This window comes from Pseudonocardia sp. ICBG601 (assembly GCF_020496245.1).
In genome coordinates, this window is record NZ_JAHLJA010000148.1 from 110,718 (window position 1) to 129,072 (window position 18,355).

At 74.9% G+C, this 18,355-nt stretch carries 13 protein-coding genes; 3 read left to right on the plus strand and 10 right to left on the minus strand.

All coding sequences use genetic code 11. The features are described from left to right. Positions 1 to 3: 3 nt before the first annotated feature. From KPL57_RS29610 to mftF, 4 genes are all read right to left on the minus strand, one after another. On the minus strand, positions 4 to 855 hold the full coding sequence (locus tag KPL57_RS29610) for a xanthine dehydrogenase family protein subunit M (RefSeq protein WP_226353981.1): 852 nt from the start codon (positions 853 to 855) through the stop codon (positions 4 to 6). Continuing rightward, positions 852 to 3,335, minus strand: a complete 2,484-nt coding sequence (locus KPL57_RS29615; RefSeq protein ID WP_226353982.1) for a xanthine dehydrogenase family protein molybdopterin-binding subunit — start codon at positions 3,333 to 3,335, stop codon at positions 852 to 854. Before KPL57_RS29615 ends, KPL57_RS29610 begins: the two co-directional genes overlap by 4 nt. Position 3,336: 1 nt before the next feature. Beyond that, positions 3,337 to 3,852: a (2Fe-2S)-binding protein gene (locus KPL57_RS29620; protein WP_100878813.1), complete on the minus strand. Its 516-nt coding sequence runs from the start codon at positions 3,850 to 3,852 to the stop codon at positions 3,337 to 3,339. A 383-nt stretch (positions 3,853 to 4,235) separates the two neighbouring features. Further along, positions 4,236 to 5,729 carry a mycofactocin biosynthesis glycosyltransferase MftF gene (gene mftF, locus KPL57_RS29625; protein ID WP_226353983.1) on the minus strand — a complete coding sequence of 498 codons (1,494 nt, stop codon included), beginning with the start codon at positions 5,727 to 5,729 and terminating at the stop codon, positions 4,236 to 4,238. 96 nt (positions 5,730 to 5,825) lie between these two features. Here mftF and KPL57_RS29630 point away from each other — a divergent pair, with 96 nt between their 5' ends. Then, positions 5,826 to 6,959, plus strand: a complete 1,134-nt coding sequence (locus KPL57_RS29630) for an alkaline phosphatase family protein (protein ID WP_226353984.1) — start codon at positions 5,826 to 5,828, stop codon at positions 6,957 to 6,959. A 7-nt stretch (positions 6,960 to 6,966) separates the two neighbouring features. Here KPL57_RS29630 and mftE read toward each other — a convergent pair whose 3' ends face one another. Genes mftE through mftA form a run of 6 tightly spaced genes read right to left on the minus strand, consistent with a single transcriptional unit; the run spans position 6,967 to position 15,640 of the window. Beyond that, on the minus strand, positions 6,967 to 7,689 hold the full coding sequence (gene mftE / locus KPL57_RS29635; RefSeq protein WP_226353985.1) for a mycofactocin biosynthesis peptidyl-dipeptidase MftE: 723 nt from the start codon (positions 7,687 to 7,689) through the stop codon (positions 6,967 to 6,969). A 17-nt stretch (positions 7,690 to 7,706) separates the two neighbouring features. Beyond that, complete coding sequence (locus KPL57_RS29640) at positions 7,707 to 9,218, minus strand: MFS transporter (RefSeq protein ID WP_226353986.1); 1,512 nt, start codon at positions 9,216 to 9,218, stop codon at positions 7,707 to 7,709. Next, on the minus strand, positions 9,215 to 13,921 hold the full coding sequence (locus tag KPL57_RS29645; protein WP_226353987.1) for an FAD-dependent oxidoreductase: 4,707 nt from the start codon (positions 13,919 to 13,921) through the stop codon (positions 9,215 to 9,217). Before KPL57_RS29645 ends, KPL57_RS29640 begins: the two co-directional genes overlap by 4 nt. 58 nt (positions 13,922 to 13,979) lie before the next feature. After that, positions 13,980 to 15,215, minus strand: coding sequence for a mycofactocin radical SAM maturase (gene mftC / locus KPL57_RS29650; protein ID WP_062398178.1), 1,236 nt, complete (start codon positions 15,213 to 15,215; stop codon positions 13,980 to 13,982). A 37-nt stretch (positions 15,216 to 15,252) separates the two neighbouring features. Beyond that, entirely contained in the window at positions 15,253 to 15,564 is a 312-nt protein-coding gene (gene mftB, locus KPL57_RS29655) for a mycofactocin biosynthesis chaperone MftB (RefSeq protein ID WP_062398180.1), read from the minus strand. Further along, a complete protein-coding gene (mftA, locus tag KPL57_RS29660) occupies positions 15,554 to 15,640 on the minus strand; it encodes a mycofactocin precursor MftA (protein WP_060710386.1) in 87 nt (28 codons plus the stop codon). The genes mftB and mftA overlap by 11 nt, the downstream gene beginning before the upstream one ends. A 158-nt stretch (positions 15,641 to 15,798) precedes the next feature. Here mftA and KPL57_RS72865 point away from each other — a divergent pair, with 158 nt between their 5' ends. Then, positions 15,799 to 16,935: a GNAT family N-acetyltransferase gene (locus KPL57_RS72865; protein ID WP_374203812.1), complete on the plus strand. Its 1,137-nt coding sequence runs from the start codon at positions 15,799 to 15,801 to the stop codon at positions 16,933 to 16,935. Between the two features lie 135 nt (positions 16,936 to 17,070). Further along, entirely contained in the window at positions 17,071 to 18,342 is a 1,272-nt protein-coding gene (gene mdo / locus KPL57_RS29675; RefSeq protein WP_226353988.1) for an NDMA-dependent methanol dehydrogenase, read from the plus strand. The last annotated feature ends 13 nt before the right edge of the window (positions 18,343 to 18,355 follow it).

Genomic DNA, 18,355 nt, shown 5'->3' on the forward strand with positions numbered 1-18,355 from the left:
TCGTCAGCCGGCCGCGGCCAGCACCGCACGACCGGTGAGAACCTTCGCCAGGTGCTCACGGTAGTCGGCTGCGGCGTCCGCGTCACTCGGAGCCGACGTGCCCTCGAGCGCGTGCTCGGCGGCGGCCTTCGCGACGTCCGGGCCCGCGGCCTTGCCCACCAGGGCCGCCTCGACCCCGGTCGCGCGGACCGGCGTGTTGCCCATGTTGGTCAGGCCGACACGGGCCTCGGTGATCGTCCCGCCGTCCACCTTCAGCGCGACGGCGACGGCCACCATCGACCACGCCTGGGCGACCCGGTTGAACTTCTCGTAGTGGCTCTTCCAGCCGGTGTACTTCGGGAACCGGATCATGGTGAGGATCTCGCCCTCGCCGATCGCGGTCGTGAAGTAGTCCTGGAAGAAGTCCGCCGCGGTCACCAGGCGGGTGCCACCGGCACCCAGGATGACGAACTCGGCGTCCAGCGCCAGGGCGGCCGCGCCCAGGTCACCGGCCGGGTCGGCGTGCGCGAGCGCGCCGCCCAGGGTGCCGCGGTGGCGGACCTGCGGGTCGGCGACGGTCTCGGTCGCCCGGGCGATGAGCTCCACGTGCTTGTTCACCAGGTCGTTGCGCATGACCTCGTGGTGGGTGGCCATCGCGCCGACCATGACGTACTGGTCGTCCTCGCCGATCCGCTTGAGCTCGGGGATGCCCCCGAGGTCGATGATCGTGCTCGGCGCGGCCATCCGCAGACGCAGCACCGGCAGCAGGCTCTGGCCGCCGGCGAGGATCTTGGCGTCCTCACCGGCGGACTGCAGGGCCGTCACGGCCTCCTCGACCGAGGAGGGCCGGACGTAGTCGAACTTGGCCGGGATCACTGGACCTCTCCCTTGGGGTTGTTCGGGTCGATGGAGCCGAGGCCGGCGCCGGGCGAGTGGGTGTCGCTCGGGGTCTCCTGCGGGCTCTTGCCCTTCGCGACCTGGAGCGCACGCCACACGCGCTGCGAGGTGGTCGGCATCTCGATCTCGTCGACGCCGAGGTGCCGCACCGCGTCCAGCACGCCGTTGAGGATCGCCGGGGTCGAGGCGATGGTGCCCGCCTCGCCGACGCCCTTCACGCCGAGCGGGTTGCTCGTCGCCGGGGTGGAGACCGTCTCGGTGGTGAAGCTCGGCAGGTCCGCCGCCGACGGGATCGTGTAGTCGACGAACGTGGCGTTGACCAGGGTGCCCTGGTCGTCGTAGTTCGCCTCCTCGAACAGCGCCTGCGCGATGCCCTGGGCAAGACCGCCGTGCACCTGGCCCTCGACGATCAGCGGGTTGATGACGTTGCCGATGTCGTCGACGCAGACGTACTTGCGCAGGTTCACCCGGCCGGTGTCGGTGTCGACCTCGATCGCGGCCAGGTGGGTGCCGTGCGGGTAGGAGAAGTTCTCCGGGTCGAAGACGGCGTCGGAGTCCAGCGACGGCTCCATGCCCTCCGGGTAGTCGTGCGCCATGAACGCGGCGAACGCGATCTCCTGGATGGCCTTGCCCTTGTCGGTGCCGCGGACGGTGAACTGGCCGTTCGCGAACTCGATGTCGTCCTCGGAGGCCTCGAGCAGGTGCGCGGCGATCTTCGTCGCCTTCTCGATCACCTTGTCCGCGGCGTTGACGATGGCGACACCGCCGACGACCAGCGAGCGCGAGCCGTAGGTGTCGAGGCCCTTCGGCGCCACCTGGGTGTCGCCGTGCAGGATCTCGACGTCCTCGAACGCGACGCCCAGCTTGTCCGCGACGATCTGCGAGAACGCCGTCTCGTGGCCCTGGCCGTGGGCGGAGGCACCGGTGGTGACCTCGACCTTGCCGGTGGCCAGCATCCGGATGCTGGCGGCCTCCCAGCCGCCGGCGCCGTAGTCCAGCGAGCCGAGCACGCGGGACGGGGCGAGACCGCACATCTCGGTGAAGGTCGAGATGCCGATGCCCAGCTGGACCGGGTCACCGGACTTGCGGCGCTCCTCCTGCTCACGGCGCAGACCGGCGTAGTCGAACAGGTCCATCGCGCGCTGCGTGGCCTGCTCGTAGTTGCCGGTGTCGTAGGTCAGGCCCACGACGGTCGTGAAGGGGAACTCCTCGTGCTTGATCCAGTTCTGCTCGCGCAGCTCCATCGGGTCGCGGCCGAGCTCGACGGCCAGCTCGTCGAGCATGCGCTCGACGGCGAAGGTCGCCTCGGGACGGCCGGCGCCGCGGTAGGCGTCGGTCAGCGTCTTGTTGGTGAAGACGTTGGAGCAGGTGAACTTCAGCGCGGGGATCTTGTAGATCGCGTTGAACATGAACGCGCCGAGGATCGGCACACCCGGCCCGACGAGGCCCAGGTAGGCGCCCATGTCGGCGTAGAGGTGGATGTCGAACCCGGTGATGGTGCCGTCCTTCTTGGCGGTCATCACGAGGTCCTGGATCTGGTCCCGGGCGTGGTGCGCGGTGAGCATGCACTCGCTGCGGGTCTCGGTCCACTTGACCGGCTTGCCCAGCTTCTGCGCGAGCAGCACGCAGAGCATCTCCTCGGGCAGGACACCGATCTTGCCGCCGAAGCCGCCGCCCACGTCGGGGGCGATGACGCGCAGCTTGGACTCCGGCACCCCGAGGGTCACCGTGGTCATGGTGCGCAGGATGTGCGGCACCTGGGTCGCGGCCCAGATGGTCAGCTGCTCACCGGTCGGGTCCACCACGCAGGAGCGGGGCTCCATAAACGCGGGGATCAGGCGCTGCTGGCGGAAGCGGCGGCGGACGACGACGGAGTCGCTGTCGGCCTCGGCGGCCTTGATGGCCTCGGCCACGTCGGCACCGGTGCCGGCGGCGGCGGAGTCGAACACCCAGGTCGCGGAGACGTTGGTGCCGAGGTCCGGGTGGACCAGCTCGGCACCGTCCTGCGCGGCGGCCTCCATGTCGAGGACCGGGTCGAGCGGCTCGTAGTCGACCTCGACGAGCTCGGCGGCGTCGCGCGCGGCGGCGGCCGACCGGGCGACGACGACGGCGACGCCCTCACCGGAGAAGTTGACGCGGCCGACGGCGAGCACCGGGCGCTGCGGGGCCTTCTGGTCCGGGGTGATCGGCCACGCGCAGGGCATGCCGACCTCCTCCGCACCCAGGTCGGCCGCGGTGTAGACGCCGAACACACCCGGGGCCTTCTCGGCCTCGGACTTGTCGATCGAGGTGATGGTCGCCCGCGCGATCGTCGACCGGACGACGGCGATGTGGACGGTTCCCGGAGGCGTGATGGAGTCGGTGTAGCGGGACCGGCCGGTGATGAGGCGCTGGTCCTCCTTGCGGACCCGGGCCTTGCCGATCTCGCCGGTCGTGGTGGGTTCGGCGGTCGTCGTCACGTCAGTTACCTCCCGCAACCGGGGCGGCCTGGCCGGAGGGCTGAGCGGCTCCCGGCTTCATGTTCTTCGCCGCGGTCTGCACGGCACGCACGATGTTCTGGTAGCCCGTGCACCGGCAGAGGTTGCCCTCGATGCCCTCACGGACCTCCTGCTCGGACGGGTCGGGGTTGTCCCCGAGCAGGTCCACCGCAGCCATGATCATTCCCGGCGTGCAGTACCCGCACTGCAGACCGTGGCACTCACGGAAGGCCTCCTGCACCGGGTGCAGCTGACCGTCGCGGGCGAGACCCTCGATGGTGGTGACCTCGGCGCCGTCCGCCTGGACCGCGAGCACCGAGCAGGACTTCACGCTCTGCCCGTTGAGATGAACCGTGCAGGCACCACAGTTGCTGGTGTCGCAGCCGATCAGCGTCCCCGTCTTGCCCAGCGTCTCCCTCAGGTACTGCGCGAGCAACATGCGGGGCTCGACGTCGTCGGCGTAGTTCACGCCGTCGACGGTGACCCGGACCTCTGTCATGAACTCTCACTCCTCGTACGCGACCACGCACGCTCCGAAGCGCGGGGTCTGACCGGGGACTTCGTCCGAGGAACGCCGTTCGCCGTCGCCTGACTCGCGACCACGCCGGCGCGCCCGGAAAAGTTGCCGCACGTCTCGTGTGGCAGCGCCCACATCACACTCCCGATCTTCCTGGGGTGCAAGGAGCCGGGAACGGGGCGACCGGAGGTCGGGTGGCGTGTTGCCGACGTCACGGCGACAGCCTGTCGTGCGCAACCGCAGGCGCGGAGAAGGTGGGCGAGAGACGCCCTCAGAATCGGATCCGTGACGCAACACGAATCACCCGTTCAGACCAGTCCAGACGGAGTGGTACGACACCGGAGGTCAGGGAAGCCTAACCTGTGTCAGCGTCGTGCGCCAGGACCGGTCGGGCGCAGCGGGGCGGAGGTCCGGTGCTCGACGGCCCCCCACCACAGACCGGCGCCGTAGGCGAGGTCGTCGAGCCGGTGCGCGAGCAGGTGCAGCAGCGGCCCGGTCCGGACCCGCGGGTCGCGGTCGCGGTGGCGCCACCAGTCGGTCAGCCCCTCCACCAGCGCCGCCGCGACGACCGCGCGACGGGCCCGGCGCGACACCAGGCAGGCGAGCGCGGCGACCGGCCAGAAGTGCCGGGTCAGCGCCGACGCCGTCTGCCACAGCGCCCCGGACAGGCCGAGCGCGGTGAGCAGCGCCGCCCCGCGCCGCGGGTGCTCGAGCCGGGGCAGCTTCCGGGACAGCCGTTCGGTCGCGACCCCGGTGACGACGGCGGCGAGCGCCGTCGCCCCCCGCCGCTGGGCGAGCAGGAGCAGACAGACCGCCGCCGTCCAGGGGGAGAGGATCACCGGCGGGACCGCGCCCGGGTGCCTGCGCGCCAGCGGCGCCGCCCCGGTGCCGTAGAACGCCTTGCGCCGCAGCCACTCCCCCGGATGGGTGCGGTGGTCGTGGGCGACCCGCGCGTCGGGTTCGAAGCGCATCGCCCAGCCGGCCGCGTGCAGGCGCAGGACGAGGTCGACGTCCTCGGCGACGTGCATCCCCGGGTCGAACGCGACCGGCCCGACCGCCGAGACCCGGACGAGCATCGCCGCGCTCGGCACGTAGGCGACACGGGACCGCGGCACGATCAGCGCCGGGTCGGGCCCCAGGTCCAGCGACGACCGCACCGCCTCGTAGCGCCCGACCGCCCCGCGCAGCCCGCCTCCCCGCTCCGGGTCCGGCGCCACGATCCGCGGTGCGACGAGACCGACCGCGGGGTCGGCGAGGTGGGCGAGCAGCGGGGGCAGCCAGCCGGGTTCGGGGACGACGTCGGAGTCGAGGAACACCACGAACGGGGTGGTCGCGGCGGCGAGGCCGGCGTTGCGGGCGGCCGCCGGGCCGCGCGGGGTGGCGTGCCGCAGGACCGTCCCCCCGGCCCGCTCGACGGCGCGGCGCAGCGGGGCCGGGTCGGCGGACCCGTCGTCGACGACGACCGGGCCGGCCACCCCGGTCCCGGCCAGCGCGGCGAGGAGCCGGTCCAGCGGCCGGTCCTTCACCGGGACGACGACGGTGACCTCGGCCGCGGTGATCCCGGCCGGGGCGTCGGGGACGGGGTGGGCGAGCCCGGCGTCGAGCAGGGTGCGGGCCAGGGACCGCTCAGTGGGGCCGGTGACGACCAGCGGCCGCCCGGGGGCGGGCAGCAGCGCGCGGGCCCGCGCGGACAGGTGCACCAGCCGGGGCGGGGCGCCGCCGAGCAGCGCCGCGCCTCCGTCGAGCCGCCGGGTGCGACGGTCGAGCAGCACCCGGAAGCCGTCCGGGAGCCGCCGGTCCGCCGGGCCCGAGGGGGTCGTGGCGGAGGGACGGTCGGGGTCGGTCCGGGCGGCGGTCACCTCCGGGAGCCTTCCATCCCCGGCCGTCGCGGGTCGACACCCGCACCTGCCCGATCGGCGTGGTCCGCACGGGTCCTGCCGTGCAGACTCCGGGGCATGCCCGAGGTCCTCCCCCGCTACGGCTCGGCGACGCTGGCCGACGTCCTCCCCGCCCTGCTGCACGCGATCGGCGCCCCGCTCGACGACCGGCCGCCCGCGTTCGGGCTCCCGCGGGCCGGGGCGGCGGTGCTGCTGCTCGTCGACGGGCTGGGCCACGAACTGCTGCACGCCCACGCCGCCGACGCGCCGGTGCTGGCCGGGCTCGCCGACGCCGGCCCGCTCACCGTCGGGTTCCCCTCGACCACCCCGATCAGCCTGACCTCGCTCGGCACCGGGCTGCCGCCGGGCGCACACGGCACGCTGGGGCTGCGGTTCCGCGTCGACGGCGAGCTGCTCGACGCGCTGGGCTGGTCCTCGGGCCGCCGGGACCTGCGGGAGCGGCTCGTCCCGGAGCGGGTGCAGCCGGAGCCGACCGTGCTGGAGCGGGCCGCGGCGGCGGGCGTCGCGGTGCGGTCGGTGTCGCCGCTGGAGTTCCGGACGTCCGGGCTGACCCGGTCGGGGCTGCGCGGCGGCGAGTACCGCGGGGTCGCCGCGCTGGGCGACCTGGCCGTGGAGATCCTCGCCGGGCTGGAGGGCCCCGGTCCGCGGCTGGTCTACGGCTACCACGCCGACCTGGACAAGGTCGGCCACCTGTACGGCCCCGGGAGCCCCGCGTGGCGCTGGCAGCTGCGCCAGGTCGACGCGCTGCTCGCGATGCTGCTGGACGCGCTGCCCGCGGGGACCCTGCTGGCGGTCACCGGCGACCACGGCATGGTCACCGTCGACCGGACCGTCGACGCCGACACCACCCCGGCACTGTCCGACGGCGTGGCGCTGCTCGGCGGGGACCCGCGCGCCCGGCACGTCTACGCCGAGCCCGGGGCGGCGGCCGACGTGCTCGCCGCCTGGCGGGCGGTGCTCGGCGACGACGCCGCCGTCGTCACCCGGGAGGAGGCGGTCGCCCGGGGCTGGTTCGGGCCGGTCACCGACCGGGTGCTCGACCGGGTCGGCGACGTCGTCGCCGCGATGCACGGGACGGCCGCGGTGGTCCGGAGCGAGGCGGAGCCGTTCCTGTCCACGCTGCCCGGCCAGCACGGCTCGTTCACCACGGCCGAGCAGCTCGTGCCCCTGCTGGTGCACCCCGCGGTGTGACCCCGCGCTACGCCGGCGGCGGGCGGAGGCGTCCGGTGCCGGGGTCGGGGTCCCACGCCGTGACCGCCGCCGACGCCGTCGCCGTGATCGCCGCGAGCAGCCGCAGCCCCTCCCCGGCCGTCGCGCCGGCCGGGTCACCGAGCACCCCGTTCGGGCTGACCGCGGCGATCCCCCCGGCCCGCAGCTCCCCGATGACCTCGCGCAGCGGCCGGGTGTCGCCCGCCTGGGCGCGGTCGGTGCGGACCAGGCCGGGGTGCAGGTGGGCGAGCAGCGAGGTCTCGTAGCGCCCGGCGTGCGCGTCCAGCGGCACTCCGGGGACGTCGGCGACGCAGGACAGCCAGCCCGCGTCGCGGCCCTCGTCGCGCAGCAGGGTCACCGCCGAGCGGAGCGCGGCGACGTTGCCGCCGTGCCCGTTGAGCAGCACCAGCCGCGACGCCCACCGGCACGCCGAACGGCCGTACTCGACGAGGACCGTGCGCAGCGCGTCCTCCCCGATCGACACGGTGCCGGGGAAGCCCTCGTGCTCACCGGCGGCGCCGTAGGGCAGGGCGGGGGCGAGGACGAGCCCCGGGTCGGCGTCGTGCAGCGCCGCCGCGACCGCCGACGCCACGGCGGTGTCGGTGCCCAGCGGCAGGTGCGGGCCGTGCTGCTCGGTGGAGCCGACCGGCACGAGCAGCGTGTACGCCGCGGCCGGGTCGAGGTCGGGCCAGGTCAGATCCGCGAGGAGCACGGTCCCAGCCTGCCCGCTCAGGCCCCGGTCCGGCGCAGCGCGGTCAGCGCGAGGACGACGGCGCCGGTCAGCAGCCCGGCGGCGATGAGCCCGACGACGCCGATCCCCGCGGTGTAGGCGTCCCGGGCGGCCGCGAGCAGCGCGTCCCCGCCGGTGCCGGGCAGCCGCGCGGCCGCGGCGACCGCCCCCGCCAGGCTCTCCCCGGCCCGGCCGGCGACGTCGGCGGGCAGCCCGCCGGGCAGCACCAGCCGTCCGGTGTAGACGGCGGTGAGCACGCTTCCGGTGACGGCGACGCCGAGCGCCACACCCAGCTCGCCCGCCGTCTCCGAGATCGACGCCGCGGACCCGGCGCGGGCGCTGGGCACCGAGCCGATGACCAGGTCGGTCGCGAGCACGCCGATCGGGCCCAGGCCGAGCACGGTGCCCGCGGTCAGCGCCACCAGCGCGACCGGCCCGGAACCCGCGCCGACCAGCCCGACCAGCAGCGCGCCGACCGCGGCGAACGCGGCCGACCCGGCGACGACGGCCGGCACCCCGAACCGCCGCGACAGCACCGGCGTCACCAGCGACCCACCGACGGTGGCCAGTGCGAGCGGCAGCATCCAGACCCCGGCGGCGAGCGCGGACAGGCCGGTCACGAGCTGCAGGTACTGCGGGAGCACGAAGAACAGGCCGTTGACGGCGAGCAGTCCGATGAGCAGCACCGACACCGCCGCGGTGAACGCGGGCCGGGTGAACAGCGCGACGTCGAGCAGCGGGGCGGGCAGCCGGCGCTGGCGGCGCACGAACGCCGTCCCCGCGGCCAGGCCGACGACCCCGGCGACCAGCACCCCGGGCCCCGGACCGTGAGCGGCGAGGTTCTTCACCGCGTAGACCAGCGGCAGCATCGCGGCCAGCGACAGCACGACCCCGGCGACGTCGAACCGCCCGCCGCCGGCGGCACGCTCCTCGGGCAGCAGGAACGGGCCGAGGACGACCAGCGCGAGCATGGCGGGGACGCCGATGAGGAACACCGCGCCCCACCAGAACGACCCGACCAGCGCCCCGCCGACGAGCGGGCCGATCGCGATGCCGACCGAGAACGTCGTCATCCACACCGCGACCGCGAACCGCCGCTGGGTGGGGTCGGGGAACATCGTCGAGATCAGCCCGAGCGTCGAGGGCATCAGGGTCGCCCCGGCGACGCCGAGCAGCGCGCGGGCCGCGATCAGCAGCTCGGCGGTGGGGGCGAAGGCCGCCAGCACCGACGCCGCGGCGAACGCGGCGCCGCCGACGAGCAGCAGCCGACGGCGGCCGATGCGGTCGCCGAGGGTGCCCATGGTGATGAGGAACCCGGCGATCAGGAAGCCGTAGATGTCGAGGATCCACAGCTCCTGGGTGGCGGTCGGGGCGAGGTCGGCGGCCAGTGCGGGCGCGGCCAGGTAGAGGACGCTCACGTCGAGGGCGAGGACGAGCAGGGGCAGCGCGAGGACGGCCAGACCGGCCCACTCACGCGGTCCGGCGCGGCGGGCCGGGATCTCGGTGGTCACCGGACGACCGTAGGAACTCGCCCCGGCTCCAGGTCGACGAGGCGGCCCTCACGGATCGCGGCGTCGAACCGGCGCGGGGTCAGCGCGTCGCCGATCCGGTGCACCGGCCACGGCCCGCCGGCCAGCGCGGTCCACAGGCGGGTGGCGGGGACGGTGGCCGTCGCGGCGACGACGGCGCCGACGGCGCGCCGCTCGGTGCGGCCGGTCGGGTGGTGCAGCAGCTCCACGGTGCAGCCGGGCTCGGCGCGGCTCTGTTCACCACGGCTCTGTTCACCACGGCTCTGCTCACCGCGGCTCTGCTCACCGCGGCTCTGCTCACCACGGCTCTGCTCACCACGGCTCTGCTCACCACGGCTCTGCTCACCCCTGCGCAGCACCCCCAGCACGGCGAGGTCGGTGCGGCAGCGGATCCCGGCGGCGTGCGCGCGGCGGCGGAACCCCTCGCGGTCCAGGGTGAGCCCGAGGTCCTGCCCGACGACCAGCGCCGGGGTGACGACCTCGACGGCGTGCCCGCGGGCGGCGAGCAGCTCGGCGACCGAGGTGGCCTGGTGGAACCCGAGCTCGTCGACGACGAGCACCGGGCCCGCGGGCAGGCGCACCCCGGCCAGCACGTCGTCGACGGGGACGGTCAGCCGCTCCGGGTCCCACGACGGGACGGCAGGCACCGACCCGGTGGCGACGACGACCGCCGCGGGCTCCAGCTCCTCGACGAACCCGCGGTCGACGGTCGTGCCGTACCCGATCTCGACCCCGGCCGCGTGCGCCTCGCGCAGCAGGTCGGCGACGACGTGGCCGAGCTCGGCCCGCCCGGGCGCGGTCGCCGCGAGGGCGAGCCGTCCACCGGGGGTGCCGGCGCGTTCGGCGAGCAGCACCCGGTGCCCGCGCCCGGCGAGCGAGGCCGCCGCGGCGAGCCCGGCCGGCCCGGCCCCGACGACGAGCACCCGCCCCGCGCCGGGATCGGCGGCCCGGGCGGGCGGGACGAGCCGTTCGCGCCCGGCGGCCGGGTCGACCGCGCAGCCCAGCGGCAGGTTCAGCCCGACCCGGCCGATGCAGTCCTGGTTGCACCCGACGCACCGGCGTACCGGGCGTCCGGTGAGGGCCTTGTGCGCGAAGCCGGGGTCGGCGATCTGCCCGCGGGCGACGCCGACGAGGTCGCACTCCCCGCGGTCCAGCGCCGCCGCGGCCTGGTCGGGCGTGGTGAACCGGCCGACCCCGATCACCGGGAGGTCCGCCCCGGCGGCGCGGACGGCGCGGCGCAGGGTCGCGGCGAGGTGCCCGGCGTAGCCCGGCGGGGTGTGCATGGACGGCTCGATCAGGTGCAGCGTCGAGGTGGCGACGCCGATCGAGGTGTTGAGGTGGTCCACCTGCCCGGTCGCGGCGAGGCGGCGGGCGAGGTCGGCGCCGTCGGCGGGGGTGATGCCGCCCTCGATGCGCTCGTCGACGCCGATCCGCAGGCCCAGCACCGGGTCCGGGCCGATGGCCGCGCGGACGGCGGCGACGACGTCGAGCACCAGTTTCGCCCGGTCGCGCCCCCAGGCGTCGGTGCGACGGTTGGTGGCCGGGGACAGGAACAGCCGCAGCAGCGAGGCGTGCGAGCACTGCAGCTCGACGCCGTCGAACCCGCCCTCGACGCAGCGCGCGGCGACGTCGGCGAAGGCGTCGACGATCGCGCCGATCCCGGCCGCGTCGAGCTCGGCGGGGACCTCGCGGAACATCGGGTCGGGCACCGGCGACGGCCCGACGACGGCTGTGCGCGAGTACATCCCCGACCCCTGCGCGCCGTTGTGGTTGAGCTGGGCGAGCACGAGGGCGCCGTGGGCGTGCACCGCGTCGGTGAGGGCGCGGTAGCCGGGCAGCACGGCCGGGTCGTGGCCGCGGATCAGCCGCTCGTAGGGCCGGTCGCCGGGGTGGACGGCGTGCTCCTCGGTGATCACCAGTCCGGCGCCGCCCGCGGCACGGGCCGCGTAGTAGGCGGTGTGCCGGTCGGTCGGCATGCCGCCCTCGGCGAAGCCGGTGAGGTGGGCGGTGAAGACGATCCGGTTCCGCAACGTGGCGCGGCCGAGGCGCAGGGGGTCGCCGAGCCGGGGCCGCGGATGCTCCCGGTCCGCCGCCTCCTGCGTCGCGACCGCGACGGGCCCGGGGTGCGGCGCCACGCTGCTGCGGGACCCGGGGGCCACGCGCGACGGGAGCGCGGACTCCGGGGACGCGGACTCCGGTAGGGCGACGGCCGAGCGCGCGGGGGCCGGGGGCGCGGCGGTCGGGAGCGCAGCAGTCGGGAGCGCGGCGGTCGGGAGCCCGGCGGTCGGGAGCCCGGCGGTCGGGAGCCCGGCGGTCGGGAGCCCGGCGGTCGGGAGCCCGGCGGTCGGGAGCGCGGCGGTCGGGAGCGCGGCGGTCGCGGCGTCGGCCGCGGGACCGGCCGTGCTGCCCGCGTCGGCGTCGGCCAGGGCGACGCCGGCCCGCCGCCCCTCGCGCACCGCTTCGGCGAGCGTCCGCGGCGCCACCCGGTCCCCCGCGGCCGCGCAGCCGGGCAGCGCCGGCAGCGCGTCCTGCGGCAGCCGCGGTCCACAGTCGACGATGGCCGCGCACGGCACGGTCGTCACCGCTCCGGTGTGGACGTCCACCAGCTCCGCGACGCCGCCACGGACGGCCCCCGGCCGGGTGAACAACGCCCGGCGGACCCCGGCCCGTTCCAGCCGCGCGTTCGCCGCGGCCATGTCGCCGCAGCGGCCGAGCTGGTGCCCGGCGACGGCGTCCGGCGTGGCCAGGACCACGGGATGCCCGGCTGCGGCGAGCAGCTCCGCGACCCCCGGTCCAGTCCAGTCCCCGAGCGGGTCGACGACGAGCACCGGCGCGTTCCGCGGAACGCCCGCGGCGGCGAGCACCGCGACGACCGGGTCACGGTGCCCGGCACGGAGGTCGTCGTCCTGCTCCTCCCGGTCGTGGCGTTCGCGTTCCTCTCCGTGCTCCGCCGCGCGGTCCGCGCCACCGCCACCACCGACCGGGGCTGCCAGGGACGGGGCTGACCGCGCCACCCCGGCGCACAGCTCCGCCGCGGTGAGCACCGGGACGTCCGTGTCCCGCACCGACGGCGACGGCCGCGAGCCCGTCGCGAGCACCACCGCGTCGCCGCGCGCGCGGGCCGCGTCGAGCACGGCGGTGTCCACCTCGAATCCCAGCACGACCCGGACGCCGAGCCGGTCGAGCTCCGCGGCCCACCACGGCACCGGCAGCGCGAGCCGGTACCGGCCGGGCAGTACCGCGGCCGCGGGGAGCAGGCCGCCGAGCCGGTCGGTGCGCTCGTGCAGCGTCACCGGGTGCCCGCGCAGCGCCAGTGTCCGGGCCGCCTCGAGCCCCGCAGGCCCGCCGCCGACGACGAGGGCCGGCCGTCGCGCCCCTGCGGCGCGTTCCGCGGAACGCGCCCCGGCACCCGCGACGGCGTCCCGATCGCGTTCCGCATCGAGGTGTTCGGGGCCCGCCGCGGCGTCCGGACCGCGTTCCGCGGAACGCGACGTATCCGGGTCCGGGTCGGTCCGTTCGTGCCCCGACCGCGGTTCCAGCTCGTCGCCGACCACGGGGTTGCGCGGGTCCCGGGCCGCGGCGAGGGCGTTCGTCAGCAGGCACGGCCGGATGCGCTCCGGCGTCCCGGCCCGGGTCAGCGCGACGAGCCGCGGGTCCGCGACCTGCGCTCTCGTCATCTCGACGACATCGGCGTCGCCGCTGCTCAGCGCGTCCTCGGCGAGGGCCGGGGTGACGACGCTGCCGGCCAGGACGACCGTCGTCGCGCCGCCGAGGGCACGTCGCAGCTCGCCGCACCGGGCCCGCAGGAACGCCTCGGGCGTGTGCAGGTCCGGCCGGGTCGCGGCGACCGACAGCGCGCTCCCGACGACGGGCACGAGCAGGTCCACCCGGTCGGCGACGGCCCGGGCGAGGGCGAGGCCGTCGCCGGGGGTGATGCCGGCCCAGGGGGCGAGCTCGTCGACGCACAGCCGCAGCGCCAGCAGGGGGTCCGGCCCGATCGCGGCCCGCACGGCGTCGAGTACCTCGCGCAGCAGCAGGGTGCGGTCGCGGCCGTACGCGTCGCCGCGGTGGTTGGTCAGGCCGGAGCAGAACTGGCGCAGCACCGAGTGCTGCCCGGCGGAGATCTCCACACCGTCCACACCACTGTCCACAGCCGCGCGGGCGGCGTCGGCGAAGCCGCGGACCACGGCGTCGATCTCCGCGGACCCCATCGCGACCGGGACCTCGCGGGACACGACGTCCGGGACCGGCGACGGCGCCCACAGCGGGTGCCCGGAGTGCGCGGAGCTGCCCTGCCCACCGGCGTGCGCGAGCCCGGCCAGTACGAGCGTCCCGTGCGGCCGGCACGCCGCGACGACCGCCGCCCACCCGGCCGCGGCGGGCACCCGCGCGCCGTCCCGGTCGCCGAGATGCAGCTCAGCGGGCGCGAAAGATCCACGACTCCCGCTGAGCTGCATCTCGACGCGCCCCGACGCCGCGGCCGAGCCGGGCGACGCGGCGTGGGGGACGGCGGGGAACGCGGCGGGGGCGTAGGCGTAGGGGTGGTCCGAGGCGTGCACCGACGCCGGCTCGACCACGACGATCCCCGCGCCCCCCGCGGCCCGCGCCGCGTAGTAGGCGACGTGGTCGGCCGTGATCCCGCGTGCGGCGTCGCCGAGGTTGGTCTCGTGCGGCCCGAACAGCACACGCGACGGAGCCCGCCGACCGCGCAGGTCGACGGGCCCCGTCAGCAGCAGGTCCGTGTCAGCTCCCCGCGACCGGCTGCGCCGCGGGCACGGCGTCCGGCGCGAACCCGGCGAGCGGGTTCTCGTCGCAGGCCCGGTCCGGCCGGCGCGGCGGCGGGGTGAGCGAGAGCATCGTCGGCTGCTTGGGCGCACGGGTGTTGCGTGGCGCGGAGCGCGAGTGGTCGACGTCGGACTTCGGGATGACCGTCCCGCCGTCCCGCGCGGCCAGCATCGCCTCGCCGTAGCCCTGCACGCACTCCGGGTCCGGGCCGTCGAGCGGCAGGCCGGTGAAGAACTTCGCGGCCATGCACCCGCCCTGGCAGGTGTCGTAGTGCGAGCACGACGCGCACGCCCCGCCGGTCTGCGGCTGGCGCAGCTCGGTGAACAGCTCGGAGTGCTCCCACACCTCCTTGAAGCCGCCCTCGTCGCGGACGTTGCCGGCCAGGAAGTTCTCGTGGATGGCGAACGGACAGGCGTAGACGTCGCCGACCGGGTCGATCAGGCAGACCACGCGGCCCGCGCCGCACAGGTTCAGCCCGGGCAGAGCCTCGCCGTAGGCGGACAGGTGGAAGAACGAGTCACCGGTCAGGACCTGGTCCCCGTGCGCGACCAGCCAGTCGTAGAGCTGCTTCTGCTGGGCCTGGGTCGGGTGCAGCTCGTCCCAGACGTCGGCACCGCGGCCGGACGGGCGCAGCCGGGTGATGCGCAGCTGGGCGCCGTACTTGTCGGCGATGGCCTTGAACTCGTCGAGCTGGTCGACGTTCTCCCGGGTCATCACGACCGAGATCTTGGGGTGCTTGAACCCGGCCTCGGCGAGGTTCTCCAGCGCGGTGATCGCGGTGTCGAACGAGCCCGGGCCACGGACGTAGTCGTTGACCTCGGCCGTCGCGCCGTCCATCGAGATCTGGATGTCGACGTAGTCGGTCGCGGCGAGCTGCGCGGCCCGCTGCTTGTCGAGCTTGACGCCGTTGGTGGAGAACTTGACGCCGACGTCGTGGGCGATGGCGTAGTCCAGCAGCTCCCAGAAGTCCGGGCGCACGGTCGGCTCGCCACCACCGATGTTGATGTAGAAGACCTGCATGCGCTGCAGCTCGTCGATGACGGCCTTGGCCTCGGCCGTGCTCAGCTCGCGCGGGTCACGCCGCCCGGAGCTGGACAGGCAGTGCACGCACGCGAGGTTGCACGCGTAGGTGAGCTCCCAGGTCAGGCAGATGGGCGAGTTCAGGCCGTACTGGAAGTGGTCGACCAGCTTCACGGGCACCTCACTGTGGTGGTCGGCGGGGCGGGCGGGACTAACGGGCGACGATCGTGCGGGACTTCAGCAGTCCGGCGAGGGCACGCAGGTAGGCGTCGTGCTGGGGCTCCTCGACGCCGGCGGCACGGACCGCCGAGCGGGCGTCCGGCTGGTTCTCCAGGTCGCGCACGACCGAGACCAGCTGGGGCGTCTTGAGGAAGGAGAGCTTGCGGGTCACGAAGTCGTACACCAGGGCGCCGAAGGGCTCCGGACGCAGCGAGACGCTCTCGCTGAGCCGGTACGGCGCCGCGGGGTCGAAAGCCCCCGCGGCGCCGTCCGGAACCGTGGTGTCGAGGGGCTTAGTAGACACCGCACATGCCGTCGATGGAGACCTCCTCGACGAGGGTCTCCTCGGTCAGGGCGTCCTCGTTCTGGTGCTCGCTCATGCGCAACCTCCGCTGGATCCGACTCTCGGCGAGAGAGGTGGTGAACCGCCCCGCCGGCCGGCGGTGGCAGCGGATCGGACGCTATTGGCACCCGGTGCCGGAAATCAATACTCGATGTCCACGCCCGTCCGATCGGACGGGCGGGCAGGCTGTCTCCCATGACGGTCGGGACGGTCCTGCTGCACCTCTGCACCCCTGGTGAGTGGCGGAGGTGGCTCGGCACGGGAGCCGTGGCGCCCCCCTCCCTCGACGAGGTCGGTTTCGTGCACCTGTCGACGCCCGGACAGGTCGCCCTGCCCGCGCAGCGCCTGTTCGCGGGCCGGACCGACCTGGTCCTGCTCGTCCTCGACCCGGCCCGGATCGACGTCGCCGGGGTCGACGTCCGGTGGGAGCCGGGGGTGCCGACCGACCCGTCGTCGATGCGGTTCCCGCACGCCTACGGGGCGGTGCCGGCGTCGGCGGTGCTGATGGTGCTGCCCTACCGCCCGGGCCCGGACGGCTTCGCCGCACCGGAGGTCCCCGAGCCCGGCGCGGCGGCGCGGGCGATGGGGTTCGAGCCGTCGATGCTGCGGCGCGGCGCGACCGCGGAGGAGCCGGTGACCGGCGGCGTCGCGGTCCGGACCGACGCCTGGCCGGTGTCGCGGATGCACAACCAGCTGCTGCTCGGCCGACCGGACCGCACCGACCCGGCCACCGTGCTCGCCGAGGCCGACCGGGCGCTCACCGCGCACGGCCTGCACCCGGGGGCGCTGCTGTGGGGCCCGGGCGCGGACGAGCTCGCTGACGGCCTCCGCGCCGCCGGGTGGTCGGTCTCGGCGAACGAGACCATGACCGCCCCCACCGCGACCGGCGCGGCCACGGGTGCGGGCGCGTCGACGGTCACCGAGCTGGACCACCACGAGCTCCGCGGGTTCCGGCGCGCCTCCTGGGCCCGGGACCTGCCCGGCACCGGACCCGGCGACCTCGACCAGCTGGTCGACCGCGACACCGGCGACGACCGGGTGCTGGCCCTGCACCGGCTCGCCGTCGTCGCCGACGACCGGGTGGTGGCGGCCGCGACCCTCCGCCGCGACGGGGCCACGGCCTGGCTCGACGCCCTGGAGACCGACCCGGCCCACCGCGGCCGCGGGCACGGCCGGGCGCTGCTGGCCCGCTCCCGCGAGCTCGCCGCCGAGTACGGCTGCGACCTGCTCGCGCTCGGCGCCGACGCCGCCGACTGGCCGCGGGACTGGTACCGGCGCAGCGGGTTCACCCCGGTCGGCACCCACCTCGAGGCCTCCGCCCCACGCCGGTGACCCCTCCGGACGGAGGGTGGACCTGCCCCGGCGAACGGCCGGGTGGTCAGGTACCCATCTGTAGCTGTTGCCAGTAGTTCGCAACAACCATGGTTGTGCTCGTCCGCCAGCCGACGACGCCGTCGAGGAGAGCCAATGGCCATCGAGCTCAACCAGATCTGGGACTTCCCGATCAAGGAGTTCCACCCGTTCCCCCGGGCCCTGCTGGGGGTGGGCGCGCACGACATCCTGGGGGTCGAGGCGAAGAACCTCGGCATGACGCGGGCGCTGTTCGTGACCACCGGGCTGCGCGGCTCCGGGATCATCGACGAGCTCAAGGGGAAGGTCGAGTACCAGGGCGTCGACGTGGTCGTCTACGACCAGGTCGAGTCCAACCCCAAGGACTACAACTGCATGGACGCCGCCGCGCTCTACACGAGCGAGCGCTGCGACGGCATCATCTCGATCGGCGGCGGCTCCTCGCACGACGCCGCGAAGGGCGCCCGCGTCGTCATCGCCCACGACGGTCGCAACATCAACGAGTTCGAGGGCTTCTCCAAGTCCACGACCATGGAGAACCCGCCACACATCGCGGTCTCCACCACCGCGGGTACCGGCTCGGAGACATCCTGGGCCTACGTCATCACGAACACCAGCGACATGGAGAACCCGAAGAAGTGGGTCGGGTTCGACGACGCCGTCGTCACCACCCTGGCGCTGGACGACCCGCTGCTCTACTACAGCTGCCCGCAGCACTTCACCGCGTACTGCGGCTTCGACGTGCTCGCGCACGGCTCCGAGCCGTTCGTCTCGCGGCTGGACTTCGAGCCGTCGCTGGGCAACGCGCTGTACTCGATCGAGCTGGTCGGGCAGTACCTGCGCGAGGCCACCTACGAGCCCCGCAACCTGCAGGCCCGCTCGAAGATGATGCACGCGCAGTACATCGCCGCGCAGGCGTTCAACTCCGGTGGTCTGGGCCTGGTCCACTCGACCTCGCACGCGGTGTCGGCGTTCTTCGACACCCACCACGGGCTCAACAACGCGATCGCCCTGCCCCGGGTCTGGGAGTACAACCTCCCCTCCCGCTACGAGCGCTACGCCAAGATCGCGACCGCGCTGGGCGTCGACACCCGGAACATGACCACCGTGCAGGCCGCGGACGCCGCGGTCGAGGAGGCCATCCGGCTGTCCAAGGACGTCGGCATCCCGGACAACTTCGGTGTGCTGCGGTCCGACAGCTACGACAAGAACCGGATGAACACCGGGAAGTACGCCGGTGTCGGCGACACGATCCCGACCGACGGGGACACCGTCCACCGGATCGCCGAGCACATGATGGGCGACTACTGCACCCCGGGCAATCCCCGCGAGTGCACGGTGGACGCCCTGGTCCCGCTGGTGGACCACGCGTTCAACAAGTCCTACTAGGACGACCTGCAGG